Source organism: Paenibacillus foliorum (assembly GCF_013141765.1).
In the GTDB taxonomy this organism is placed as follows: domain Bacteria; phylum Bacillota; class Bacilli; order Paenibacillales; family NBRC-103111; genus Paenibacillus_S; species Paenibacillus_S foliorum.
The window spans coordinates 22298-46026 of record NZ_WHOD01000013.1 but is presented as its reverse complement, the minus strand read 5'-3'; the positions used below and the strand labels follow the sequence as shown (position 1 = coordinate 46026).

The 23729-nt window shown below is 43.4% G+C and carries 24 protein-coding genes; 6 read left to right on the top strand and 18 right to left on the bottom strand.

The window, feature by feature from the left end; all coding sequences use genetic code 11:
* Positions 1–10: 10 nt before the first annotated feature.
* Genes GC093_RS36550 through GC093_RS02895 form a run of 3 tightly spaced genes read left to right on the top strand, consistent with a single transcriptional unit; the run spans position 11 to position 3150 of the window.
* Positions 11–1624, top strand: coding sequence for a response regulator (locus GC093_RS36550; protein ID WP_171650360.1), 1614 nt, complete (start codon positions 11–13; stop codon positions 1622–1624).
* Entirely contained in the window at positions 1621–2061 is a 441-nt protein-coding gene (locus tag GC093_RS02900) for a hypothetical protein (RefSeq protein ID WP_171650359.1), read from the top strand. The genes GC093_RS36550 and GC093_RS02900 overlap by 4 nt, the downstream gene beginning before the upstream one ends.
* Before the next feature lie 15 nt (positions 2062–2076).
* Complete coding sequence (locus tag GC093_RS02895; RefSeq protein ID WP_171650358.1) at positions 2077–3150, top strand: phosphodiester glycosidase family protein; 1074 nt, start codon at positions 2077–2079, stop codon at positions 3148–3150.
* 351 nt (positions 3151–3501) lie between these two features.
* On the opposite strand, the gene GC093_RS02890 is transcribed toward GC093_RS02895, so the two are convergent.
* Positions 3502–3756 carry an AbrB/MazE/SpoVT family DNA-binding domain-containing protein gene (locus tag GC093_RS02890; protein WP_171650357.1) on the bottom strand — a complete coding sequence of 85 codons (255 nt, stop codon included), beginning with the start codon at positions 3754–3756 and terminating at the stop codon, positions 3502–3504.
* A 137-nt stretch (positions 3757–3893) separates the two neighbouring features.
* Positions 3894–4358, bottom strand: a complete 465-nt coding sequence (trmL, locus tag GC093_RS02885; RefSeq protein ID WP_171650356.1) for a tRNA (uridine(34)/cytosine(34)/5-carboxymethylaminomethyluridine(34)-2'-O)-methyltransferase TrmL — start codon at positions 4356–4358, stop codon at positions 3894–3896.
* Positions 4359–4516: 158 nt separating this feature from the next.
* Here trmL and GC093_RS02880 point away from each other — a divergent pair, with 158 nt between their 5' ends.
* Positions 4517–5230: a response regulator transcription factor gene (locus GC093_RS02880; RefSeq protein WP_171650355.1), complete on the top strand. Its 714-nt coding sequence runs from the start codon at positions 4517–4519 to the stop codon at positions 5228–5230.
* 109 nt (positions 5231–5339) lie between these two features.
* Here GC093_RS02880 and serC read toward each other — a convergent pair whose 3' ends face one another.
* The gene (gene serC / locus GC093_RS02875) at positions 5340–6428 is read right to left on the bottom strand and encodes a 3-phosphoserine/phosphohydroxythreonine transaminase (protein WP_171650354.1); all 1089 of its coding nucleotides are present in this window, start codon (positions 6426–6428) and stop codon (positions 5340–5342) included.
* A 177-nt stretch (positions 6429–6605) separates the two neighbouring features.
* Here serC and thpR point away from each other — a divergent pair, with 177 nt between their 5' ends.
* Positions 6606–7199: an RNA 2',3'-cyclic phosphodiesterase gene (gene thpR, locus GC093_RS02870; protein WP_171650353.1), complete on the top strand. Its 594-nt coding sequence runs from the start codon at positions 6606–6608 to the stop codon at positions 7197–7199.
* Between the two features lie 88 nt (positions 7200–7287).
* Here thpR and GC093_RS02865 read toward each other — a convergent pair whose 3' ends face one another.
* The 11 genes from GC093_RS02865 to GC093_RS02815 form a co-directional block, all read right to left on the bottom strand.
* Positions 7288–8526, bottom strand: coding sequence for a DUF1501 domain-containing protein (locus tag GC093_RS02865; RefSeq protein WP_171650352.1), 1239 nt, complete (start codon positions 8524–8526; stop codon positions 7288–7290).
* 27 nt (positions 8527–8553) lie between these two features.
* Positions 8554–9870: a DUF1800 domain-containing protein gene (locus GC093_RS02860; protein ID WP_171650351.1), complete on the bottom strand. Its 1317-nt coding sequence runs from the start codon at positions 9868–9870 to the stop codon at positions 8554–8556.
* A 388-nt stretch (positions 9871–10258) separates the two neighbouring features.
* Entirely contained in the window at positions 10259–11683 is a 1425-nt protein-coding gene (gene glnA / locus GC093_RS02855) for a type I glutamate--ammonia ligase (protein WP_171650350.1), read from the bottom strand.
* 252 nt (positions 11684–11935) lie between these two features.
* Entirely contained in the window at positions 11936–12979 is a 1044-nt protein-coding gene (gene aroF / locus GC093_RS02850; protein ID WP_171650349.1) for a 3-deoxy-7-phosphoheptulonate synthase, read from the bottom strand.
* Positions 12980–13255: 276 nt separating this feature from the next.
* Positions 13256–13795 (bottom strand): DUF2062 domain-containing protein, encoded by a 540-nt coding sequence (locus GC093_RS02845; protein ID WP_171650348.1) that lies wholly within the window; start codon positions 13793–13795, stop codon positions 13256–13258.
* Between the two features lie 24 nt (positions 13796–13819).
* Positions 13820–14773, bottom strand: coding sequence for a 4-hydroxy-3-methylbut-2-enyl diphosphate reductase (locus tag GC093_RS02840; RefSeq protein ID WP_171650347.1), 954 nt, complete (start codon positions 14771–14773; stop codon positions 13820–13822).
* A 73-nt stretch (positions 14774–14846) separates the two neighbouring features.
* Positions 14847–16388 (bottom strand): sensor histidine kinase, encoded by a 1542-nt coding sequence (locus tag GC093_RS02835; protein WP_171650346.1) that lies wholly within the window; start codon positions 16386–16388, stop codon positions 14847–14849.
* 1 nt (position 16389) lies between these two features.
* Entirely contained in the window at positions 16390–17082 is a 693-nt protein-coding gene (locus tag GC093_RS02830; protein ID WP_171650345.1) for a response regulator transcription factor, read from the bottom strand.
* Between the two features lie 168 nt (positions 17083–17250).
* Entirely contained in the window at positions 17251–18825 is a 1575-nt protein-coding gene (locus tag GC093_RS02825; RefSeq protein ID WP_171650344.1) for a S1C family serine protease, read from the bottom strand.
* Positions 18826–19104: 279 nt separating this feature from the next.
* The gene (locus GC093_RS02820) at positions 19105–19281 is read right to left on the bottom strand and encodes a hypothetical protein (RefSeq protein ID WP_216624472.1); all 177 of its coding nucleotides are present in this window, start codon (positions 19279–19281) and stop codon (positions 19105–19107) included.
* Between the two features lie 247 nt (positions 19282–19528).
* Positions 19529–19945 carry a YugN family protein gene (locus GC093_RS02815; RefSeq protein ID WP_171650342.1) on the bottom strand — a complete coding sequence of 139 codons (417 nt, stop codon included), beginning with the start codon at positions 19943–19945 and terminating at the stop codon, positions 19529–19531.
* A gap of 192 nt (positions 19946–20137) precedes the next feature.
* Here GC093_RS02815 and GC093_RS02810 point away from each other — a divergent pair, with 192 nt between their 5' ends.
* Complete coding sequence (locus GC093_RS02810) at positions 20138–21430, top strand: ammonium transporter (protein ID WP_171650341.1); 1293 nt, start codon at positions 20138–20140, stop codon at positions 21428–21430.
* A 102-nt stretch (positions 21431–21532) separates the two neighbouring features.
* Here the strand turns inward: GC093_RS02810 and GC093_RS02805 are convergent, their stop codons facing one another.
* The 4 genes from GC093_RS02805 to GC093_RS02790 form a co-directional block, all read right to left on the bottom strand.
* Positions 21533–22000: a hypothetical protein gene (locus GC093_RS02805; RefSeq protein WP_171650340.1), complete on the bottom strand. Its 468-nt coding sequence runs from the start codon at positions 21998–22000 to the stop codon at positions 21533–21535.
* 219 nt (positions 22001–22219) lie between these two features.
* Positions 22220–22570, bottom strand: a complete 351-nt coding sequence (locus GC093_RS02800) for a hypothetical protein (protein ID WP_246313369.1) — start codon at positions 22568–22570, stop codon at positions 22220–22222.
* Positions 22571–22745: 175 nt separating this feature from the next.
* Positions 22746–22910, bottom strand: a complete 165-nt coding sequence (locus GC093_RS02795; RefSeq protein ID WP_171650338.1) for a hypothetical protein — start codon at positions 22908–22910, stop codon at positions 22746–22748.
* Between the two features lie 62 nt (positions 22911–22972).
* The gene (locus tag GC093_RS02790; protein WP_171650337.1) at positions 22973–23653 is read right to left on the bottom strand and encodes a 3D domain-containing protein; all 681 of its coding nucleotides are present in this window, start codon (positions 23651–23653) and stop codon (positions 22973–22975) included.
* Positions 23654–23729 lie beyond the last annotated feature (76 nt).

Here is a 23729-nt window from a genome sequence, read left to right as displayed (position 1 = left end):
TACTCTTACTGTGAAAGCCATCATCGTTGATGATGAAAAGCATGTCCGTGAAGCTATCCGGCTGTTGGTTCCATGGGAAGAACTTGAAATCAACGAAATATTGGAAGCTCCTGACGGTCAATCTGCTATTTCTTTAATTGAAGAACATAAACCCCAAATCATTTTCACGGATATGGTTATGCCCGTTATGGGCGGGGCTCAGCTGTTAGAATGGCTTCATACACATTACCCGTCCGGCAAAACTATCGTTATCAGCGGCTTCGATGATTTTCAGCTGGTACGCCATACCGTGCAGTACGGAGGGTTGGATTATATACTTAAACCAATCGATGCTGAGCAGCTGCGTTCCGCTGTTTTTAAAGCCGCTGCAAGCTGGAGGCAAGATGAAAGCGAGCGCCAGCGTGGACAGCAGCTCAATATCGAAATGAATCAAATTCGTCCAGCCTACTGGGACAAGATGCTATCTAACTTAATAACGGAGCCCTCCGGATTCGATGCTGTAACCCACTCTTTCGCCAGTGAATTCGGTTTGGATCGCAGCGTTCGCGAGTGCCGAGTGGCTATTTTATCGTTGGATACAATAAGCTCCATGCTGAAGCAAAAGTTCGAATCCAATATGGACCTACTTTTCTTCTCAATTACGAACATATGTAATGAGTTTTTACATGCCTCCAAACAAGGTATCGCTTACCGTTATTGGAACAGTGATGATGCCATTCTTGTTCTATTATATGGACAAGGCTCAGCCGAGCAAATTATGGCCAACATTCAGCAAGGTATTTGGTCTGTCCTTCGTAGTAAAGTCGAAATAGGTATCAGCAGCGTACATGCTGTTCCTTCAGGCTTGATATTAGCTTACACAGAGGCTAAGAATGCCTTATATATGCGTAATCTGCTGCTGAAAGATAAAAAGATTCATATGTATACCGGACAAGCTTCCAGCTTGCCACCTTTGATATGCTTTAGCGATTATGCTGAGCCTATTCATCTCTCGGTTCGCAGCGGCAGCGCTGAACAGATTCGTAAAGCTGTACAACTGTGGATAGATGCAGTGAAACAGCTTGATGTCATAGATCTAGGAATGCTTGAGCTTTGGTGGCAGGAATATACCGTACTGCGCAACCGCTGGCTCAACGAGTGGTTTGGAGATCAGTATCCCGATATTAAAATAGAATCGGACTCTTCTCGCTTTCAGCTTCCTATCGACAAGGACGGTTCCTTCTCCGTCATACTTTGGCAGGAGCAGCTAACAGCCGGGCTCATCGAGCTTTCTAAACAGCTGTTGGCTCATCAGCATCAAGATAACAACGTCATCTTTGAGATTGCAAAGTATATCCAAAACCATTATCATCAGGATATTACTCTTCAGGAGATTGCCAATCATTTCTATTTAAGTCGTGAATATATTTCCCGTAAATTCAAACAGCAATTTAAAGTGAATTTATCTGATTATCTCAGCGGAATTCGGTTGGAAAAAGCGAAGCTTCTGCTGCTAAATCCTAATCTGCGAATCGCTCAAGTAGCGGAGATGGTCGGCTATGACGATGAGAAATATTTCAGTAAAGTATTTAAGAAAATGAACGGCTTTTCGCCGAATGAATACAGGAAGGTGAATCAACCATGAATACGCCCATAGTACCTGCGGATTCAGAGCAGCTCGTGGCGCGAACTGGAAAACCGAGCAAAGTAAAAGGAAGAGGAAGAACCTATCTGTTCTTGTTTATGGGGTGGACCCTGCTTATCGCTTCTGGAGCTCTTGGCGCCAAGATGTACACGGATCAGCTGCGTCAGCAAATTGCCCAGGAGATTGCTCAGCAAACCGAACAGCAGCTGCAAACCGTTCAAGAGGATTACCAGAAGCAAATCGCCCAGCTCAAAGATAACGTCAGCAGTGACCTTGTAAAAATGCAAAGCAAAATCGATTCCCTGAACGAGCTTCTTGCCTTTACCAAGGATAGCGCCAATAGCAAGACAGACAACAGCAATCAACTGTATACACAGCTTAGCGAAGTTAAGAAAAAGCTTGACGATTTGAAGAAAAACCTAGATGTACTGCAATAAGGAAGTGATCTGCCCATGAACCCGATTCCATTAATAAATCGTACTCTGTTGCTTGCAGTCGCGCCTTTTATAGGTATGATTTGCTTCTTGCTTATTTTCCAGCTTTCCGTTCAACTCCCTGAGTTAAAGCGTTATGCCAAGACGGAATTTTCCATTCAAAATCAACTGCAGCAAGCTTCACAGCAGCTGGACAAGGCAAAGACCGATGCTGCGCAAACGCGGACAACCATCGAGCGTTTCTTTCAATTATATGAGCAAAGTGCAACAGATGTAGCTAATTTGGCCAAAACAGCCGATGCCGCGTCTTCCAAACCCGCGGCCATCTTCGATACCAGAATCAGCGCCAAGCTCGGAGCTAAACCCTCCAAGCAGACGACCAGCTCTAATTTGGATATGAAGCTATATTATCTAAATGAACCTAATTACAAAGCTTACGCTCTTAAGGTTGATATGAAATCCGATAAAGCGTTGAAGATGGTGCTTGGCAAAGACAAAATTGGCAGCAGTGAAACTACGCTAGAAGCAGCCCGTCGTTATGGAGCAGTCGCTGGGATTAATGCGGGAGGCTTCGCTGATGACAATAAGACAGGCAGACGATACCCCCTCAGCAACACCATTATGAATGGGAAATTCGTATATGGATTTGAGCCAACCTTTGAGAATTTAGCCTTTATTGGTCTAAGTACTGACCGCAAGCTCATAGGCGGAAGGTTTTCCCGTCAGGAGGATCTGGACAAGCTTAAACCGTCCTTTGGTGCAACCTTCGTTCCCGTTTTGCTGCAAAACGGCAAGAAACAGGCGATACCTGCACAATGGCAATCCTCACCAGCTCGAGCTCCGCGCACAATAGTTGGCAATTTCAAGAATGATCAGCTGCTGTTTATGGTTACGGACGGATATGATGAAAGAGGAAATTCCGGAGCAACATTAGCTGAACTGCAGGAGAAGCTGTTACAGCTTGGGGTCAAGGATGCTTACAACTTGGACGGCGGCGGATCTTCCAGCTTGATCTATGATGGGCAAGTGATCAACCACCCATCCGATGGTAAACTTAGACCGCTTCCTACACACTTTTTATTTTTTAAATAAATGTTCACTTTTATAAGTTTTCTTTTCATAAACGGTTGGTTATAATAAAAGGGCAGGGGGGTGCAAACGATGTCAGCAACATTTTGGATTATGAACTTGGTATTTTTGATTTTTATCGTGGCCATACTCACTTCTTCTTACAATGATGATAAAACAAAAGGTCTGTAATGAAGAATTAAACTACTTATTCCAGACACTTATTAAAAAGCATCACGTTCCTTTAAATAAGGAATACGTGATGCTTTCTGATGTTTTACTTCTTTGTTCGTAGCATAGATAGTACAAAATTCGCTCAACCTATACAATCACGCTCGTCCTCATTAAGAGTTCACAGTCGTTTATCCTCAGTTACTACGCTCTTTCTACCATTCCACTCATCTCGCCAAGACATTCTCCGCAGATATGCCGTTCTTTAAATTCACTCACTTGCTCCATCGAACTGCAGAAGACACATCTTGGACGATATCTCTCCAGAATAATATGATCACCGCTTACCAGTATTTCAACGGGATCCCCCTCGTTCATTTGGTATCTTTTTCTTAGTGATTTGGGGAGCACGATTCGTCCTAATTGATCAACCTTTCTCACGACACCAGCTGGTTTCATTATAAATTCACCTCACTTTCCACACAAAAAAACGAACAGCATAGCCAAGCGATTAAGGAGAACCTCCCTTCAAGTGCTTGCCTCTATACTATTCGTTACTTGTGTTAAAATTCCTGCCATAATCGACTCGTTTTTTGTTATTTCAACCCCGGAAACCCAGTCTGACGCAATCCCTCGAACAATACAATTGCCGCAGAATTAGACAAATTTAACGATCTCACTGCATCTGTCATTGGCATCCGAATCAAATGATCAGGATGCTCTGCAATGATTTCGGGAGGCAGCCCTTTCGTCTCCTTACCGAAAACAAAGAAATCACCATCCTGAAATGTAAACTCAGTGTAAACACGTTTAGCTTTAGTTGTAGCCAAAAAGAATCTACCCTCCGCGTATTTATCCTTTACTTCCTGGAAGGAATCGTGATATTCAATATTAACAGCATGCCAATAATCAAGCCCTGCCCGCTTTAACGTCTTGTCATCCGTCAAGAAACCCAGTGGTCTAACCAAATGCAGCCATGTTCCGGTTGCCGCGCATGTTCTTGCTATATTTCCGGTATTAGCCGGAATTTCAGGTTCAACTAATACAATATGAAAAGCCATAGTCTGTTATCACCTCACTTAAGTCTTTCATTATACTACAATAAACGCGCAAATTTTAACACTCGCTTTACCTTTCATTAATATACGGATGATAGTGCTCTGCAATAATAGGAGTATCAAGTGTTTACGAAGTTGTTTAAGTAAAGGAGATACGAGAGATGAAGAAGAAGATTCTTGTTGTTGACGACGAACCTTCCATTTCGATGCTAATAGAGTTTAATTTAAAACTGATAGGCTATGAGGTACATTGCGTTTATGACGGTGAAGCGGTATTTCAAGCTATTCAACATTTCCGTCCAGACGTCATTGTGCTCGATCTGATGCTTCCTAAGATGGATGGTATTCAAGTATGTCGCAAGCTGCGCAGTCAGAATAATATGGTTCCGATCATTATGCTCACAGCCATGCAGGATTTATCTGACAAAATCGCTGGCCTTGACAATGGAGCCGACGATTATATGACGAAGCCATTTAGTCCTCAAGAGCTGATTTCCCGGATTCAAGCTATTTTGCGCCGCATTCAGACACTTCCATCCTTAACTGAGAGTGCATCGGTTACGATAGGACAGATCGTGATCCAACCTGATCAACGTGAGGTGTCGTTAAAAGGAGAAGCAATAGAGCTGACTCCAAAAGAGTTTGATCTGTTATTGTTTTTGTGCAAGCATCGCGGAAAGGTATTAAGTCGACAGCAGCTGCTGCACGGCGTTTGGGACTATCATTTTCTTGGCGATACACGTATTGTTGACGTCCATATCAGCCACCTGCGCGATAAAATTGAAGGTAATGCCCGAACCCCTGAATATATTGTCACCATACGTAACGTTGGGTATAAATTGACTGAGCCCTCCTTAAAGGAATCCTTAGCGTAATAAGGAAAATTTCATGGCCTCATTACAAGATGAATGTCGCAAATCAAGCGGCATTCATCTTTTTTCACGTAAAAAAACAGCCCTGGATCTTAGGGCTGCTGACAACAAATTAACCGTTACGCTTCTGAAAATCGGACATAAAGTCAGCTAAAGCTTTACAAGCCTCGTATGGCACTGCAAGGTATGCGGAAGCACGAATACCGCCTACACTACGATGTCCAGCCAAGCCTACAAAGTTATGCTGCTCCGATTCCTTCACGAATTGTTTCTCCAGCTCTTCGCTTGGCAAACGGAATGTCATATTCATAATAGAACGGCTATCTGCATCGATATTGCCGGTGTAGAAACCTCCGCTTCCGTCGATGGCATCATAGACCAAGTTGCTTTTCTCGATGCTTTGTTTCTCCATTGCCGCTACGCCGCCGTTCTTTTTAACCCATTTCAGTACCAAATTCATCATGTATATCGAATGAACCGGCGGTGTGTTGTAGAGTGAGCTATTTTTCGCATGGTTGGAATAACGAAGAATTAACGGAATATGCTTAGGCTCTTCCTTCAACAGCTCATCACTGATAACCGCTACTGTTACGCCTGACGGTCCAAGATTTTTTTGTGCTCCTGCATAGATCATTGCATATTTCTTTGAATCGATTGGACGGCTCAGAATTCCGCTTGTCATGTCACCAATCAGTGGAATATTTCCCGTCTCCGGTATGTAAGAGAACTGGGAGCCTTCAATTGTGTTGTTCGTTGTCATATGCACATAGGCCGAGTTTGGATCAATTGTAAGATCGGAAGCTTTGGGAAGGCTTCTCCATTTGCCTTCTTTATTGGAAGCAACAATTGCTGCTTCACCAACTATCCGACCTTCATCATAGGCTTTCTCCGAGAAGCTGCCCGTAATGATGTAGCTGCCGATTTTGCCGGGTTTTAAGAAGTTCAGAGGAATCGTTGCAAATTGCATGCTTGCTCCCCCACCCATGAACAAGACTTGATAGCCTGACTCCAGTCCTAGCAGTTCAAGCAAAAGCTGCTGTGTTTCGGAATTGATAGCTTCGTATTCTTTGCTCCGATGGGAGATCTCCATCAAAGACATTCCGATTCCGTTATAATCTACAAACTGCTCCTGAGCTTGCTGCAATACTTCCAACGGAAGCGCTGCAGGACCCGGATTGAAATTGTACGCGCGTTTAGTCATGAGTTCACACCTTCACCTAGTTTTCAAATCGCATCTTTTGATATGATATGGTTAATGATAGCAAAGTTTATCCCTATCCATCAAGTAGTTATGCTCATTCTTCACATCATTGATACATATTTTCATTATTATCGGATACCCTTTTAATAAATTCTACTTCTAAGGAGCCATTCCGTCATGAATAAGGCACGATTATTTCTTGCGCTTCCTCTTAGAGAGGAGCATAGCGCTTACCTGGAACAGCTCATGAGAACACTACAACCTAAACTCAGCTTTCAAAAATGGGTTCATAAGGACGATCTGCACATCACTCTTAAATTTCTCGGGGATACCGATATCCATGCAATGCCAAGCATTCAATCACTAATGAATCAGGTTGCTTTAAATATCTCACCCTTTCAACTGAATTTACACGCATTAGGCGTCTTTGGTAAGCCCTTAACTCCCAGCATTCTATGGGTCGGTGTAGGCGGCGATCTAACTGCTCTGAACGTGCTTCAGGCACAGACGGAGTCAGCCATGTCATCCTTGGACTTCACATTGGAGGACAGGACTTACAATCCTCACATAACTATAGCTAGAAAATATTTGGGTGATGGTGCTTTCTCCAAAACTGCTTTGGACTGGGCAAATAATGAATTGAAGTTATCACCGATGCAGTGGACAGCCGACAAGATAGTTCTATACCGCACTCATCTAGGGCATAAGCCTATGTATGAAGCTGTTGATACTTATCCCCTTAGCCAAACATCAGCGCCGGTTAGCAGCTAGTTATAATAAAAGAATCACAAAAAACCAGCTTCGCATCCCATTGGGATATAAAGCTGGTTCAGTTACCACTTACATTATGGACCACAGACTAAATAAAACCAAGCTTTTCGTAGGCTCCATTCATCACTGTATTCGCATCGCCCTTTAACCAATTATCAACGAGAGTATAGTAAACGGAGCGGAAGTCAACCTCATACTTCAGATCACCATTATCTAAATTAGTAAGACTCGGCATAACGCCGTACATGCCACCTTTAACCTTGCCTCCCAAGATGAAAACTGGGGCAGCCGTACCATGGTCTGTACCGCCATTCCCATTTTCCTTCACGCGGCGGCCAAATTCAGAGAAAGCCATCGTAACAACACGCTCATGCAAGCCCTGAGTTTCCAGATCCGCATAAAAGGTACCAATTGCTTCGTCAAGCTGCTTCAATAGCTTGGCATGCTGTTCCTTCTCCTGTATATGATCATCGAAGCCTCCGAGCTCTACGTAAAACACACGCGTGCCCGACTTACCTGCCAACAGCTTACTTACCACCTGTAAATCCCTAGCTATATTTGTCTTTGGATACTCCACTTTATTCTGGTAACCATTAGTTAAGCTATGAATAGCCTCTACACTTTGATAGGCATCAGTCCCGCGTTGACATGTCACTTTAATCTGTGTTCCTTGTCGATCGGGATCATACATATCAAGAAAAGCCTTGGCCAATCGATTCTGATCCGCCTTCGGCGTTTTGGGATCAAATAAGTTATAGTTCTCAATCGATTGAATAACAGGAACATTAATAAGATCTGAGTTGAATGATTTATTCGCATTACTGCCTACCTGAAGCGCCCTTAAATAATTTCTGTCCTTCGATAGAGATGATTCGATATATCGCCCTAGCCAACCGGATCGAATAAATTTATCAGGTGCTGCTGTCTGCCATATCTCCATAGACCGGAAATGCGAATGATCCGGCTTAGGATAGCCTACACCCTGTATAATGGCTAGCTTCCCTCCCTGATACAGCTCATTCAGCTTCGTCAAGCTGGGATGAAGCCCTACTTCATTATTGATTGCGAGCACTTCGCTTTGAGTAATATTTAATGTAGGACGAGAGTCAAAATATCCGCCCATTCCATACGGTATCAGCGTATTGATGCCATCATTCCCACCAGACATTTGAATTACTACGAGTACAGGGGATTCGACGCCCAGCTCAGTACTGGCAGCACTGCTCAAGGGAGGCTCGTTCTCTGCAAAAACCATCGGCCCCCCGAATCCTAAAGTAGCCAGAAGTGCGGTACCCTTGATTAGAAAATCTCTCCTAGTCAGCTTCATTTCGACTCTCCCATCCCTTTCACTCACTTATTTCATTTGTGCTTCCGGGCTTACCATAATGAGCTGCAGGAGGCCTTTCATACCATTCGTTTTTTGCGTGGAATAAATAAAAGTATCCTCAGCAAATTTAGATAGTATTTTCACCGTTTGCTCACCAAGGAACCATATACCCGCATTTTTTGAAAATTGCAGCACCCAGTCCTCTGGCTTAGCTTGCGAGCCCAATGTAAAGTCAGTACCGCCGAGCACTTTGCTGTTTAGGCGTTTGGACACTGATTCGGCAAATTGGTAGCGAGACAATAAGCTCGTCGTCATAAGCCATGTATCCCCGCCTCTCCAGCCTGCAACATCAGGCGGCAGAAACAGCTCTTGACCCATTTTCCTGGCCGCTTGAGTGAAGCCTTTGGATAACGGAATATCTAAGGACTTCAAAATGCCCACTACGTATTCAATTGGCGTCTTAATTAAGCTGCCTTGAAGATCAGACTGATAGAAAGCATCCGACAAAAACAACTTGGATAATACTTCGCCTATATTACCGGACTTTGCAAAATCATCGGCCACTAAATCTATCCATTCTTTCGATGGCTCAGCTGCTGCAAAAAACTTCAATAGCTTGCTCGCCATGAAATGAGGTAAAGAATCCTGCTTAAAGATAACGTCAATTGCACTTGTCTCGTCAAAATTTCCCTTTTCCCCAAGAATGGTTTTAACGGTGGAATCGTGCTGGCCTTTATTATAAGTAACCTCATCTGTCTTTTTATTATAAGACCATCCTGTAAAAGCGCGGGCCGTTTCCTTTATATCCTGTTCTGTATAATTCCCGATTCCGAGTGTGAAAAGCTCCATCACTTCTCTAGCATAATTCTCATTAGGCTTTCCTTTTCTATTATTACTAGAATCCAGAAATAACATCATAGCAGGGTCTTTACCCACTTCTAGAACAAGCTCATAAAAATTGCCCATTGCCTGTTTTCGAAAAAGCTCATTTTGCCTAAGAATCAATGGTATTTCTCGTACTTTTTGATAAGAGGTTGCAAAATGCCCATGCCAAAATAATGTCATCTTCTCAACCAAGGGAGCTTGTGAATGAACCATCCTGTAGAGCCAATACGTTTGTTGATCACTAATAGAATCCGCTTTCAACTCTTTGCCATCAGCTAAAAGCTGATCCAAAGACTCAAGCTGCTCCGAGCTTCCGGTAAGCGACTCTCCAGCAATAAGCCGGCGGACCGTCTCCTCCTTGCCTAATTCCAGGCTTGCAGCGACTTCGTTCTTACCTGCAGTAAAGGCTGCACGGTTCAACAGGTGCACCGCTTCTCTTTCCGTCCATTGTATTCCCATCAGTACCCCCCTCAAGCATTGGTTTGATAGTTTTATTATAATGGAGATTTATTACAAAATGGTGACAATGAGAAAATAATTGAAGAAAATCAGTGGGGAGTGAAGTTAGGAGCAAAAAGCGGGAGAGCGGCTAAGATAGCGGGCGTCGAGGCTGCGTGCTTTGTCAGTTTCTCCGATCGCTGTTGTCGGTGGATTGCTTCTATTAAGAAGGCTGCCAGAGGTTGCAATCCACCGACAAAGGCGACCACTATCATTTCTCCGTTCTCTCAATTATATATTGAGAGGGTAGAGAGAACACGAAAGAGCCCCGGGGGTGCCGGGGCTCAACCTTTGAAACTATAAACTTCTATAAAGATAGGATAAGTTCGATAGAACCTAATAATCGATCTTACAGGTCGAAGTACAAGGAGTACTCATGCGGATGAATACGGATAGCAACTGCTTTAGCTTCATCACGCTTCAAACCGATATAGTTATCGATGAAGTCTTTAGTAAACACGCCACCTTCAGTCAAGAACTCGTAGTCTGCTTCCAATGCGCTCAATGCTTCATCCAACGTACCAGGTACGCTGCGAATTTCGCCTTTTTCTTCATCGGACATTTCGTAAATGTTTTTGTCCAACGGACCGTAACCTAATGCACGAGGATCAAGCTTCTTCTTGATTCCGTCCAAACCAGCCATTAGCATAGCCGCGAACGCCAAGTAAGGGTTAGCTGTGGAATCCGGAGTACGGAACTCGATACGACAGCCTTTAGGTGTAACAGCAGCAACCGGAATACGAACAGCTGCAGAACGGTTACCCTTGGAGAATGCCAAGTTAACTGGTGCTTCATAACCAGGAACCAAACGCTTAAAGGAGTTGGTCGAAGGGTTTGTAAGAGCGATCAATGCCGGTGCATGGTACAAAATACCACCGATGTAGTTCATAGCCATTTCACTTAGGTTACCATAGCCGCCTTTTTCATAGAACAAAGGCTCACTGCCATTGAATATAGATTGGTGAACGTGCATACCGCTACCGTTATCGCCAAACAATGGTTTTGGCATGAAGGTAGCCACTTTACCGTATGAATTAGCCGTATTTTGAACAATGTATTTATATTTCATAAGGTTATCAGCTGTTTTAGTCAATGTGTCAAAACGGAAGTTGATTTCGCCTTGGCCGGCAGTAGCAACCTCATGGTGATGGCGCTCGATGCGAAGACCGGCTTCCATCAACAAACGGCACATTTCACTACGGATATCTTGTTGAGTATCAGTAGGACCTACAGGTACATAACCGCCTTTGTGCTTAACTTTAAAACCTAAGTTGCCGCCTTCTTCTTTACGATTGGAGTTCCAATGTGCTTCTTCGGAATCTACGAAGTAAGAAGAGGAATTTTGTCCGCTCTCGTAACGTACTTCATCAAAAATGAAAAACTCGGATTCAGGAGCAAAGTATGCCGTTGTACCTACGCCTGCAGTTTGAAGATACTCTTCCGCTTTTTGAGCAATACTACGCGGATCACGGTCATAACGTTCGCCATCAGGCGTATAAATGTTACACATAATGACCACAGTAGGGTGTGCTGTAAAAGGATCTACATACACAGTCTCTGTGTCAGGAAGCATAACCATATCGGACTCTTCAATACCTTTAAAGCCTGGAATGGAGGAACCATCAAAAGCTACCCCGTTCACAAATGTTTCTTCCTCAACTTCAGAAGCAGGTAAAGAAATGTGGTGAGCTCTACCTGAAAGATCTACGAAACGAAAATCTACCCACTCGATGCCTTTTTCTTTGATGATATTTAATACGTTTTGAGCTGACATTGAATCACTAACCTCCTAAATTCCGAACATTTTTCACTGTTTGTTCGAACATTGTTCAAGTTTTTGTTAATCATGGTCATATTATAAAACTTTTCAGCGACAATCGTCAATATCTATGTAAGGTATTTTTTACGAGTGTGTAAGGTATGCTCACACACTCTTAAAATCTGTTCACACTTTCGACAAAAAGAAAACTTGGTCCCCTTTTATCAAAGGAACCAAGCCGAATCTTACCTCATTTTACGAATATTATTAAACGGCAAACTCTTCCTTCTTCGTATCAAATCTTCTGCCGCAGAGCGGTGCGAGCTTCTCCAAGTCAACCATCAGCTTAGCAAATTGCTCAGGGAATAAAGATTGAACACCATCACCTGTCATCGAGTTATCAGGATCTGTATGCATTTCAACTATCAACCCATTTGCACCGGCAGCCACAGATGCTTTGCACATTGGCTCCACCAATTCGCGGCGACCTGTACCATGACTCGGATCTGATATTACAGGCAAGTGGCTCAAAGTTTGCAGTGCAGGAATAGCTGCCAGGTCCAAAGTATTTCTGGTGTAAGATTCGAACGTTCGGATTCCACGTTCACATAGCATAACGTTTGGATTCCCTCCCGCAAGAATATATTCAGCCGCATTCAGGAATTCATCGTAGGTAGAACTGAAGCCACGCTTCAATAAAACTGGAGTTTTGATTGTTCCTAATTTGCGAAGCAGATCAAAGTTCTGCATATTCCGCGTACCCACTTGAAGAATATCAGCATACTCAGCGCATACATCGACGTATTCAGGAGTCATTACTTCGGTAATCGTCAGCAAGCCATGCTTCTTGCCGGCTTCCGCCATCATAACTAGACCTTCTACACCCACTCCTTGAAAGCTGTACGGTCCCGTTCTCGGTTTAAACGCGCCTCCACGAAGGACTTGTGCTCCTGCCGCTTTAACCAAACGTGCGATCTCATCAATCTGCTCTGCAGTTTCAACCGCACAGGGTCCACCCATGATAATGAGCTGCTCGCCGCCGATCTCTACATCTTTAATTTTGATAATTGTATCATCTGGATGAAAATCTCTGCTGGCCAGCTTGTAGGATTTGGAAATTTTAACCACTTGCTCAACCCCTGTCAGTTGGCGAAGCTGCTCGCTGAGTTTAGGATCAGCATTTCCGATAATTCCGACAACAGTGCGGTCCACACCTTTGGATACGTGAGCCTGAACACCGTTTTTTTCAATATGCTGAACTATTTCGTTTATACGTTCCTCGGATACTTTATTAGAAATGATAACGATCATAATAACAACACTCCCGGTCATAAGTTTTTTGATCCAATAGACTTACACGCTTCAACGCTTATACGCTTTTAAGCTTTTAATCACTAAAGTAACTATATAACAGAGATACATTGTCGTCAAGAAAAAATTCGCCTTTGTTAATTGAACCCTTCCGAGTGTATTTCTTGGTTGTTCCTTCCCCCGGGCGATCATCTTAATCAGGATAACATCACTATTGAACGTAGGTCATGCTTGCAAGCTCAGCGGCAACTCCTTTTCCACAAAAAAAAAATCGACTCAAGGAGTCGATTCTGTGCCAACAACAAGCTCAGCTTTTCTATTTTTACGCTTTTCTTTACGTTTCTCATGATAATATTCAAGGCCCCATTTGATTGGAAAATAAAACAGCAAACCTAAAAGAAGTCCGTCAATAAGCCCTCCGACAAAAAGCTTTAAGTTTGACTTGATAAAAAGATCTATCCAATCGGGCAGAAAATTTAACAGATGTCGGCCTGTGCCGCGAGGCAGTACCATACCTCCTACCTTAATATGAACGTAGGTCAGAGGTAAATAAATAATTTTACCAAACACAAAACCGATTAATGCAGCTGCCATACTTGCTCTGAACAAATAAACTAATGGGAAAATGAGAAAGAATGCCAATCCAGCGGTAGGAAGAGTGAACATTTCGACAGACAGGCCAATGGAAAATCCCAGGGCTACAATGCCCGGACCTCCCTTAGCTCGGGTCAGCAACAAGTATTTATATTTAAACCAACGCTTAATGTTTCCAAATTTAAAAGGCTTCTTGCTTCTAGTCACTTGCTCCTGCTGCATATCCCTTCCCCTATCCCAATTTCTTTATTGACTTACGGCTTTCTGTTTGGCTGTTGGGATCAACTTGTTCATGTTAATGGTACGTTTAATTTCCCACGTAGAAGGGTTTTCTAAATCAAACTGCTCCAGGTAATTTATTACTTCCTTGGTAATCGGTGTAGGTGTCGATGCCCCAGAGGTAACACCTACTCTTCGGACAGGCTTGAGCCATTCAACCTTCAGCTCTGAAACATCTGCTATCCGATAAGCCTTTACACCGGCAATCTCCTCAGATACCTGAGCCAAACGGTTAGAGTTATTGCTGCGAGGATCTCCAACAACCAACACTAAATCAGCATCCTTAGCTTGCTCAGCTACAGCTTCTTGACGAACTTGAGTCGCCAGGCATATTTCATTGTGAATTTCTGCACGTGGAAACCGCTCCAGAAGTCGATTCATAATATGCTTAATATCCCATTGGCTCATTGTTGTTTGATTAGTAATCGTGATCTTTTTGTCCGATATATTCAGCTCATCAACTTCTTCGAGCTTTTCAATTAAATGAACCCTTTCTGGATTGATGCCAACGGCTCCTTCAGGCTCAGGATGCCCCTTTTTCCCGATATAAATAATATGATAGTCCTCGGCTGTCTTTTCTCTTATCAAATCATGAGTTTTCGTAACATCCGGACATGTGGCATCCACCACTGTAAGACCCTTATCACGCGCGCGCTTTCTAACATCAGGGGAAACACCATGTGCCGTAAAAATAACTGTACCGGTTTCGATAGTTTCCAAAATTTCCAACCGGTTCGGACCGTCAAGTGTAATAACGCCTTCTTTATCAAAATAATCAGTTACATGGGCGTTATGCACGATCATGCCTAATATATATACAGGTCTTGGCAGATTAAGGTTTTTTGCTGTTTGCATGGCAAGTGCCATAGCATCTACAACCCCATAGCAATATCCGCGGGGCGAGATTTTAATAATATCCATTTCTGCACCTACCTCTTCTTATGTGCCTATGCCAATAAGCAGCTTATTGATTGAAATCGAAATCATATTCCGACTATTCTATTATACTCGATTCTAAGGATGTAGGAAATGGCACTGGATGCACATTGTCAGAAATCTCGCTTACCGGCAGCCAAATGATAAAGGTACTGCCTTCGCCCTCGCATGTAGTTACTTCGATAGAGCCTTGGTGCTCATCTATAATCCATTTTGCAATAGATAATCCCAACCCGGTACCGGATGTTTTACCGCGCGATAGGTCTGCCCGATAGAATCTTTCGAATATCATGGGCACCTCTTCTATATCCATTCCGATACCTGTATCTTCAATACGTATGCCTATTTGTTTCTCCATTAGAATAGCATCAAGCTTAACAAAGCCTTGCTCCGTATATTTAAAGGCATTTTCTAGAAAAATGTAAATCAACTGCTGAATATAATCCCTGTTTCCATAAACATATATGCCTGTCAAAGCGGACAAGTCCCCTTGCTTCCACTCCACCTCACGCGGGAACATAAAGGCCCTTCGGTTCACTTCCTCCACAAGAGGCCGCAGCTCGATATGAGTCTTGGACATCTGGAAGCCCGCATCAGCCCTAGCAAGAGATAGAAGATCATTGACCAATCGAGTCATCCGCTCCGCCTCACCTGCTATGTCTTGCATCGCCTCCAACGAAAGCTCCAATTGCTGCCGATCCTGATCAGAGCCTATAGAGGCTGTTTTCTTCCACATTTTCTCCAATAAATCGACATTTCCACGGATAGTGGTCAACGGTGTGCGAAGCTCATGAGAAGCGTCCGATACAAAACGCCGCTGCCTCCGATACGACTCTTCCAAATCAAAATATACTTTCTGCAGACGCTCCAGCATATCATTGATTGTATTTGTAAGACGCCCGATTTCATCATTAGGGCCGTTATAATTGACCCTGTTCTCAAGATCGGAGCCCTTGCTTATGGAATTGGCCGCCACAATAACCTGTTCAATAGGCTTGAGTGCTTTTCTCGCGAGAAACCATCCAAAGGAAGCAGCCAAAAGAACAGCAACCAATGCGGTAAAAGCCAAAATTCGCTGCACCAGCGAGAACAAATTCTCAGAAGTATCTATCAGAACAGCAGCCTGGAAAACTCCTGCTAGCTCCTGTTGACCATTCTTTATCACTATAATTGGCTTGTTATATATTAGGAATGCTAAGTTTTCAATTTTGGTTTTCTCGAATAAATATTTATTTTCTACAAACTGATGGCTCTGGGCATCTGTCAATTGTGGAACAGGCAAGGTCAGATTAGCTTCAGACAAATTCGTTGAGGGTCGAATAATTCCATTTTCAAAATTCGTTATTTGATAGAACTTACCTGCACTCCCTATATTGTCTCTTCCTTGTAGGGCAAAATCAAAGCTAATTCCGCCCCCCAATGTCGGAGTCATTCGAGGCTGTATCCGTGAAAATACGGTCTCCCCTTGCTGCTGCAGCTCGTCCTCAATGAAGCTATAGTAATTATAATGAAGCAACCAATAGAGCCCAATGCCAAAAAGCATTAATGTAACGGATAAAATCGCTGTATACCATAATGTCAGGCGCAGCCTAATGGACACGTCAACTCTCTCCCTTCATTACATATCCGGCTCCGCGTACCGTCTGTATCATCCGCTTATGCCCGTACTCCTCCGTTTTTTGACGTAAAAGTGCAATATAGACCTCAAGGACGTTGGATTCACCACTGTAGTCATAACCCCATATTTTTTCCATTATTACATCACGAGACAATACCCGTTTCGGATTTTGCATAAACAAATGAAGGAGCTCGAACTCCTTGGTCGTCAACTCAATCAGCTGACTTCCACGAAACACCTCGCGTGTGTCCAAATCCATAAATACATCCTGAAATTGCAATCGGTTCGTTTGCTGTTCAGCTTTCTCCGCACTCTTCCTGCGCAGCAGCACTCGCACCCGCGCCAGCAGCTCCTCTAAGGCGAAAGGCTTGACCAAATAATCGTCTGCCCCAAGATCCAGCCCTTTAACACGTTCGCCGATCTCATCTTTGGCTGTGAGCATTAATACGGGTACCGTCGCCCCTCCCTCACGTATACGTCGTACAACCTCCCACCCATCCAATTGAGGCATCATAACATCCAAAATAACCGTATCAGGATCATGCTCCAGTATTTGCTTCAAACCATCCATACCATGCTGTGCAGTAAAAACGGTATAGCCTTCAAAAGCTAATGAACGCCTAAGCATGGAAGTGATTTTTTCATCATCGTCTATAACTAATATTTTTTCTCTCATACGCAGCACCGCCTTCATTTTTAAACACGAAACAAGTTGTAGTTCTATTTTATCATCAAATTAGTTGGATACAAAAAGAAACAGAGCTTCACTAAATTTCGCTCCGCTCTGAGTCTTTTTGTGTTCATCTTTTTCTAACCTTTTTCTCTATTCTAGTTGTAAAAGTATTTATTTAGCTTCTGCGTTACGGTCACCAATCGTCACTGTAATGCTTTCCTTCTTACCGTCACGCATAATAGTCAAGTTCGCTTGGTCGTTCACTTTCAATGCTTTGATTTTGTCGACAAGCTCTTGAGATTTTTTCACCTTGGCACCATTGACCTCGGTAATGACATCGTAAGGACGAATGCCAGCTATAAAGCCTGGGCTCTTACGCTCCACCTCAGAAACGATGGCACCTTCTGTATTTTGCAGCTTTAATTCTGTGAGCCATTCTTTATCGATATCCGCCAACTTAACACCAATATAAGGTAACGGGTCTTTTGGAATTTTCACGTTATTTTTCAGATTATCCAATACTGACGAAATTGTACTTGTAGGAATTGCAAATCCAATCCCTTGCGCTTGTGCGCTTACAGCTGTGTTAATTCCGATTACTTCCCCATTCAGGTTCAATAGCGGTCCACCAGAGTTCCCTGGATTAATAGAAGCATCTGTTTGCAGTAAGTGCTTGTATTCGCGAGTACCCTGTGTGTCAGGAATGGAAATTGGACGTTCGCGTGCGCTCAATACTCCAACAGTTACGGTGTGATCAAAGCCATACGGGTTACCGATAGCAACTACCCAGTCACCGACTTTAGTATCTTCAGCTTTACCAAGTGGCAGAGCAGCGAACTCCTTGTCGCCATCAATCTTCAAAGCGGCCAAATCCAGATCATAGCTGTTACCTAACAAGGTAGCCTTAAATGGCTTTTCATAGCCTTCTACAGTTACCCAAATTTCGTCTGCTCCGTCAATTACATGCTCATTGGTTAAAATGTAACCCGATTTTTCAAAAATAAATCCGGTTCCCATTCCTCCAGGCTGAAGCTGTCCAGAATCAGTGCCGCTTTTGGGCTGCTGCTTGCCGCCTCCGTTATCTCCAAAAAATTGTCGGAAGAACGGATCGTCTAACAGAGAGCTTCCTCCACGACTGCTAGCCTTGGCCTTAACTTTGGTTTCAATCTTTACGACCGCCGGACCCGATTGCTCAGCAATTTGTGCGATGTTCTCCGGTCTGCTTCCGAGGTCGAAAGCAGTTGGTTTCACTGTTCCGCTCCCGCTTGAACCTGAGGTCGATTGACCTGTGGTTGCTGACGAGGCTTTATTTGACATCACACCTTGAGGACCTGTAAACCAGTTCATTTTGTCAGAAGCGAACATCAAGCTCCCCACGACTACAGCCCCTGCCAAAAAAGCGGTAAATCCGGTTCTTAGAGAAGAACCTTTCTTCTTATGATCATTCTGCTGCCAGCTGTTAGAATCATGCATAGGCTTATCGGTTACGTTGTAAGAGAACGGTCTCATTGGCCGCGGCGGAGTCATTTCCACCTGTGCTGTTTCTTCGCTTTCACTTCTTACGCCTGAGTCCGGCTCGTTTTGTCCCAAATCTGATTTATAAGGCCCATATGAGTAGTAGTGGGACGGACGCTCTTGCCTTGGCTCATTTGCTTCTGATTGGCCGGCTTGTTCGTTGGACGAACTATTAGAATCGCCATTTGGCCGGCGAAAGAAATCATCATAACCTCTTTTGTTGTCATCCATAGTAAAATTCCTCCGTTCAATTAAGATTCCAGTGATAATGTGTTATGTGTATGTGTTAATTGCTATCCTTGACTATATATTGGACTCGTAACCTTAAAGTAACATTAAAATAAAATAAACGAAAAGTTAAATTTCTTACACAATCCCCCTGGACCCAGCGTGAGAGACTATAAAGGAACCGAAGTGCTCCCTATGTACTTATCATGTTGGAACGCGTTCGTTCTATAAAGAAGGAGCTTTGCGCGGCAAAGCTCCTTCTTTATAGAACACGCTATACGTTTACGCACCTTCACCAGTGCTTGCTCTTGCTCTCGCTCTTGCTCTTGTTGCTCTTGTTCTTGCTCCTGCTCCTACTCCTACTCCTACTCCTACTCTTGCTCCTGCTCTTGCTCTTGCTCTTGCTCTTGCTCTTGCTCTTGCAACAAATGCTAGCGCGTGTCCGGGCAAACTTTGCAACGCAAAGCAGCCCGGACCGACGCGCTCCTATGCACCCAAGTCGCTCCACGCTCTAGCCCGTTACCGCAGGCATTCAAGCGTGGAGGGGTAACCTTCGCGTTAGCCAAAGGAGCCCCGACCGACGCGTTCCCTCCACCATAGACCCATCGAAGCACTAAATAACCTTCCTCCACCAAGCTTGCGGGGTCCAGGGGCGCCAGCGCCCGGAGCCCCCTTGAAGAACAAGGGGGTGGGGGGATTGAACCACCTAGGAGGAGGGGAAGGAAAGCTCTACTTTTTGCAGCAATTCCTTCGCTTTATCCACCCATTGATCCTCCACTGGAGCATCCTTGTCAATCGGCTCCTGAAATTGATCTATCATAGCACCGGTAAAGTTAACCTTGGCTTCCTTATCCAAGCCCTCGTTATAAATATGTTTCAGCACAAATGGAGTTCCTAAGTGAATAATTGCATCCGTGGAATCAGCGTCACCGTCTAACGCACCGTGTGTTACCTCAAAAGGGATACGCAACCATACTTTGTGCGCTTCATCTAAATGCCGATCAAAATAGCCGTGCTCATAATCCCAGTTGCCACCTAATGAAAAATCAAATTCATGCAAATAATTGCGAATTTCATCAAACGCTTCCTCACGGTCGACTAATTCAAATTTCAAAGGGATCATCTGTTTATCCTCCAGTTAATTTTATTAATAGAATGATCGTAAAATGCAAAAATTATGCTGTATGGAATAACTGAACGTTTGTAGTTACATGTCATAATATCTTACGTATTTCGTTGACATAACTATCATCAAAAACGTATAATAATTGGCGGAGTGCGTACATAATTTGCGTAAAACAAGGAGATGAGCTCTATGGATATATCCACCTTAGCGAGTGGATTAGACACCATCTGGGTGGTACTTACAGCGGCGATGATATTGTTGATGGAAGGCGGTTTCGCCTTACTGGAGGCCGGTTTTGTAAGACAGAAAAATGCTGTTAGCATCATAATGAAGGTATTTGTGGACATTACATTCGGGGCACTTGTCTTTTACTTTATTGGTTTCGCTTTCATGTATGGAAAAGATTTTGCCGGTTTAATCGGTACAAGCGGATTTATGATGGGAGGAGATCTCACACATATTAAGCTTTCGATTTCTAATGATACCTATTGGTTATTCCAATGTGCCTTTGTTATAGCTGTTATATCAATCGTGTCCGGCGCTGTAGCCGAACGCATTAATTTCCGCGCTTATATTCTTTACACAATTGCTATGACTGGACTCATTTATCCAGTTGCAGGTCATTGGGTTTGGAGTGTAGGCGGTTGGCTTGGAAGCCTTGGCATGATCGATTTTGCCGGCTCCGCAGTTATCCATGCTTTGGGCGGTGCTTCTGCATTAGCTGCTGCGATTTTCATCGGACCTCGTATCGGGAAATTTTCGGAAAACGGGACCCCTAACATTGTACCTCCGTCCAATCTTCCTCTAGCTTCAGTTGGTGCTTTTATTCTTTGGTTCGGGTGGTTCGGCTTCAATTCAGGTAGTACACTCAGCGCAACTAACGGTTCTATAGGACATATTGCGGTTACGACCATGCTAGCTGCCGCCTCAGGAGGTGCTTCTTGCATCCTTTTTACAATGTTTCGTTACCGCAAGGCCGATCCACCCATGGTGATAAACGGGTCCTTAGCTGGTTTGGTCGGAATTACAGCCGGCTGCGCTTTCGTCAGTGATATCGTTGCCATTGTAATTGGAGCCATATGTGGTATTGCTATGGTATTTGCAACGGAATTTTTGGAATCCAAACGTGTTGACGATCCCGTTGGCGCATTTGCCGTACACGGAGTAAGCGGAAGCATCGGAGCCCTGGCACTTGGCCTATTCGCCAAACCGGAGCTTACCGAAGGTATTGGCCAGGGCTACAGCGGTCTTTTTTACGGAGGAGGCTGGAGTCTTCTCGGGGTGCAGGCGCTTGGCCTCATCATTGTTATCGTCTGGGGCTTTGGAATGACTTGGATCGCTTTTAAGCTAATCAACCTTTTCATTCCTGCACGCGTTAGCCGCGACGAGGAGCTTGTCGGTCTTGATGTAGGGACTCATGGTGTGCCGGCTTACAGCCAAGATGATGATTTTATAGAGTTGACCAAATTAAAGAAAAGCTAATTCATTATGTTGCTAAAACAAAAAAGTGTGTCCTCAAGGTCTAAAATGACCTCAGGGACACACTTTTTTTTCTTAACCTATTGTTTCATTCAATAATTTTAATCATCCCGACTTATTCAGCACCTTACCATTTCTAAAGGTAACATTCATCGTCTTACCGTCTTGAGTTTTGTACTGATAAGTTTGAAAAGTATTCAAACCACTATCGTCTTTACTTTCTTGTGTCAGCTTCCCTATTTGACCCATTTTTTTCGATACTTCATCATAAGTCATACCGAATTCAACAGTATCTAATTGGTCCTTGGTCGCGATTGGCTGTTCCTTCGCTCCCTTAGGCGCTTCTACTGGAGCAGGATCTGATTTACCTGAGTCAGGCTTGGCAGCATCGGCATTATTTGCTGGTGGAGTTGCTGGCGTGGTTCCGCTAGGCGCTGTAGCCGGAGGCTGTATGCCGCTTGGAGAACTAACCGGTGGTTCTGTATTTTGAGCTGGTTTAGTATCTTGCTTAGAACATGCTGTACCCACTAACATTAAAGCCAGGAGTCCAATATATAGTTTATTCATTTTCATTTTCAAATCTCCTCCATCCATATTGTAGTACAAGAGAAAATTTGCCAGCTCCACACTTTCCTGCCGTAGTCACATTATATCGAATCTTGTCTTATAAATCAAAAGCTCTCCCTCTCGAATGGCAATATAGCCTTATATTGAAAAATATATAGCAAACAATCAGCAAGCAAAAAGCTGGACTCCTCAAGGAATCCAGCCTGATTCAAAAGATCATATTATCTAAATTAGTTCCTTCTCCAAATCATCACTGATTGTCACCAGATCAGAAGGATTACTATTGTTCATAATTAGCCTAGCATTCTCCAGCTCTGCACGCAGCTGCCGAATTTGCTGCATTGGTCTCTTAACATAATGGATATATTCAACTGCTAGATGATGATCCGGTTTCTTCCCCGTAAACATCCTGCGTAAAGGTGACATGGATTGATAGCTTCTTTCTTCCATATGACGCTTTTTCTCATAACGCTCAATAATTTGTTCATTCTCAGCAATTTGCTCTTCTTTACGAGCCATATAATTTTCCAAAAACGGATAAACTTCGGCTGCTTTTCGTTTATTCACCGGAATCATACTCCCTGTTAACAGAGCATTCAGCATGGAATATCACCTGTCTTTTCGTGTCAACTATCATCACAATAATAATATTTTACACTAAAGAAGCAGCTTTGAAAACACTTATTTTAAATAAAAGTGCCAGTGCTGCACTTTTATATGCAACTCTGGCACTTTTACTTACACGAGTTAACTATTGTTTTGAACTTTCATTCGTGCTCTGACTTGGATTATTCTGAGCCGCACGCTTTACATTGTTAGCCAGAACTTCTTCAGAAAACTCTGTATCATTTTGTTGATTTTGTTGTTGCTGTTGGTTGTTATTGTTGAATTTGTTGTTATTTTTGTTTTTTGCCATGGTTTATCACCTCCCCTTACAACTATAGTATGGGAAGAACAACCATGATTTATGTTGGAAATTTAAAACAATATTTCGTCTTGAAGCTGATTCCACATGACCTCGGTTATTTTCCCTCCGCCTTGCTTAACAATAAAGACATTCAAGGTTTTTTTACCCCATTCTTTGTAGACCTGGTCTTTCGTCTCAAAGTAAAGGTCAATCCGATTTCCCTTAATAGCTCCGCCTGTATCAGCAACAACACCATATCCATAGCCAGGAATCCATAATACCGTTCCAATCGGAAACACCTTTGGGTCGGCGGCTATTGTTGACAAAGAGTTTTTATTACGCTTCACTTTCATTCCCGAATAGGTAACTCCGTATTCAGGATGCCCAGGATTTTTACCTGTCGATTCCTTGCCAGCATAATACCCTGTAGCCACTACTTCTACAGCTTTTAACCTTGATAAGTCTTGGTTCAAATTAGGCAAAATGTTATATTTATTCGTTTTCTGCTTATTTTCTGCACGGAGGTTAGAACTTACAGTGGACACAGCCCTCGTCTCATTGCTTTTAGGATCCTGATCTTGTATTCTACTGACTGGGTCACGTGCTTGCTCCTGCTCTCGGTTAAGTTCCGGATACATTTGCGTGGCTGTACTGACCTGATCCCGTTGCTCCTGTACGAACAGAAGAAACAATACCAGCAAAACAGAAATCAAAAAAATCCACTTTGCATGATTTACGGCTTTAGGTAACATAGCTTCTTTAAACCACCCCTTATTATTAAGAGGCTGTCCAATTATTAAAGGAAGTATACGTAAAATCAATTAGACA

Coding starts and splice junctions, on each gene's coding strand:
- GC093_RS02825 (WP_171650344.1), bottom strand. CDS start 18,825: ATGGATGACAACAAAAGAGGTTATGATGATTTCTTTCGCCGGCCAAAT.
- GC093_RS02815 (WP_171650342.1), bottom strand. CDS start 19,945: ATGATCCCTTTGAAATTTGAATTAGTCGACCGTGAGGAAGCGTTTGAT.
- GC093_RS02805 (WP_171650340.1), bottom strand. CDS start 22,000: ATGAAAATGAATAAACTATATATTGGACTCCTGGCTTTAATGTTAGTG.
- GC093_RS02880 (WP_171650355.1), top strand. CDS start 4,517: ATGAAGAAGAAGATTCTTGTTGTTGACGACGAACCTTCCATTTCGATG.
- GC093_RS02840 (WP_171650347.1), bottom strand. CDS start 14,773: ATGGATATTATTAAAATCTCGCCCCGCGGATATTGCTATGGGGTTGTA.
- GC093_RS02895 (WP_171650358.1), top strand. CDS start 2,077: ATGAACCCGATTCCATTAATAAATCGTACTCTGTTGCTTGCAGTCGCG.
- GC093_RS02845 (WP_171650348.1), bottom strand. CDS start 13,795: ATGCAGCAGGAGCAAGTGACTAGAAGCAAGAAGCCTTTTAAATTTGGA.
- GC093_RS02900 (WP_171650359.1), top strand. CDS start 1,621: ATGAATACGCCCATAGTACCTGCGGATTCAGAGCAGCTCGTGGCGCGA.
- GC093_RS02795 (WP_171650338.1), bottom strand. CDS start 22,910: ATGGCAAAAAACAAAAATAACAACAAATTCAACAATAACAACCAACAG.
- GC093_RS02860 (WP_171650351.1), bottom strand. CDS start 9,870: ATGGGAATACAATGGACGGAAAGAGAAGCGGTGCACCTGTTGAACCGT.
- GC093_RS02830 (WP_171650345.1), bottom strand. CDS start 17,082: ATGAGAGAAAAAATATTAGTTATAGACGATGATGAAAAAATCACTTCC.
- glnA (WP_171650350.1), bottom strand. CDS start 11,683: ATGTCAGCTCAAAACGTATTAAATATCATCAAAGAAAAAGGCATCGAG.
- serC (WP_171650354.1), bottom strand. CDS start 6,428: ATGACTAAACGCGCGTACAATTTCAATCCGGGTCCTGCAGCGCTTCCG.
- GC093_RS02800 (WP_246313369.1), bottom strand. CDS start 22,570: ATGATTCCGGTGAATAAACGAAAAGCAGCCGAAGTTTATCCGTTTTTG.
- GC093_RS02790 (WP_171650337.1), bottom strand. CDS start 23,653: ATGTTACCTAAAGCCGTAAATCATGCAAAGTGGATTTTTTTGATTTCT.
- thpR (WP_171650353.1), top strand. CDS start 6,606: ATGAATAAGGCACGATTATTTCTTGCGCTTCCTCTTAGAGAGGAGCAT.
- GC093_RS02890 (WP_171650357.1), bottom strand. CDS start 3,756: ATGAAACCAGCTGGTGTCGTGAGAAAGGTTGATCAATTAGGACGAATC.
- GC093_RS02810 (WP_171650341.1), top strand. CDS start 20,138: ATGGATATATCCACCTTAGCGAGTGGATTAGACACCATCTGGGTGGTA.
- trmL (WP_171650356.1), bottom strand. CDS start 4,358: ATGGCTTTTCATATTGTATTAGTTGAACCTGAAATTCCGGCTAATACC.
- GC093_RS02865 (WP_171650352.1), bottom strand. CDS start 8,526: ATGAAGCTGACTAGGAGAGATTTTCTAATCAAGGGTACCGCACTTCTG.
- aroF (WP_171650349.1), bottom strand. CDS start 12,979: ATGATCGTTATCATTTCTAATAAAGTATCCGAGGAACGTATAAACGAA.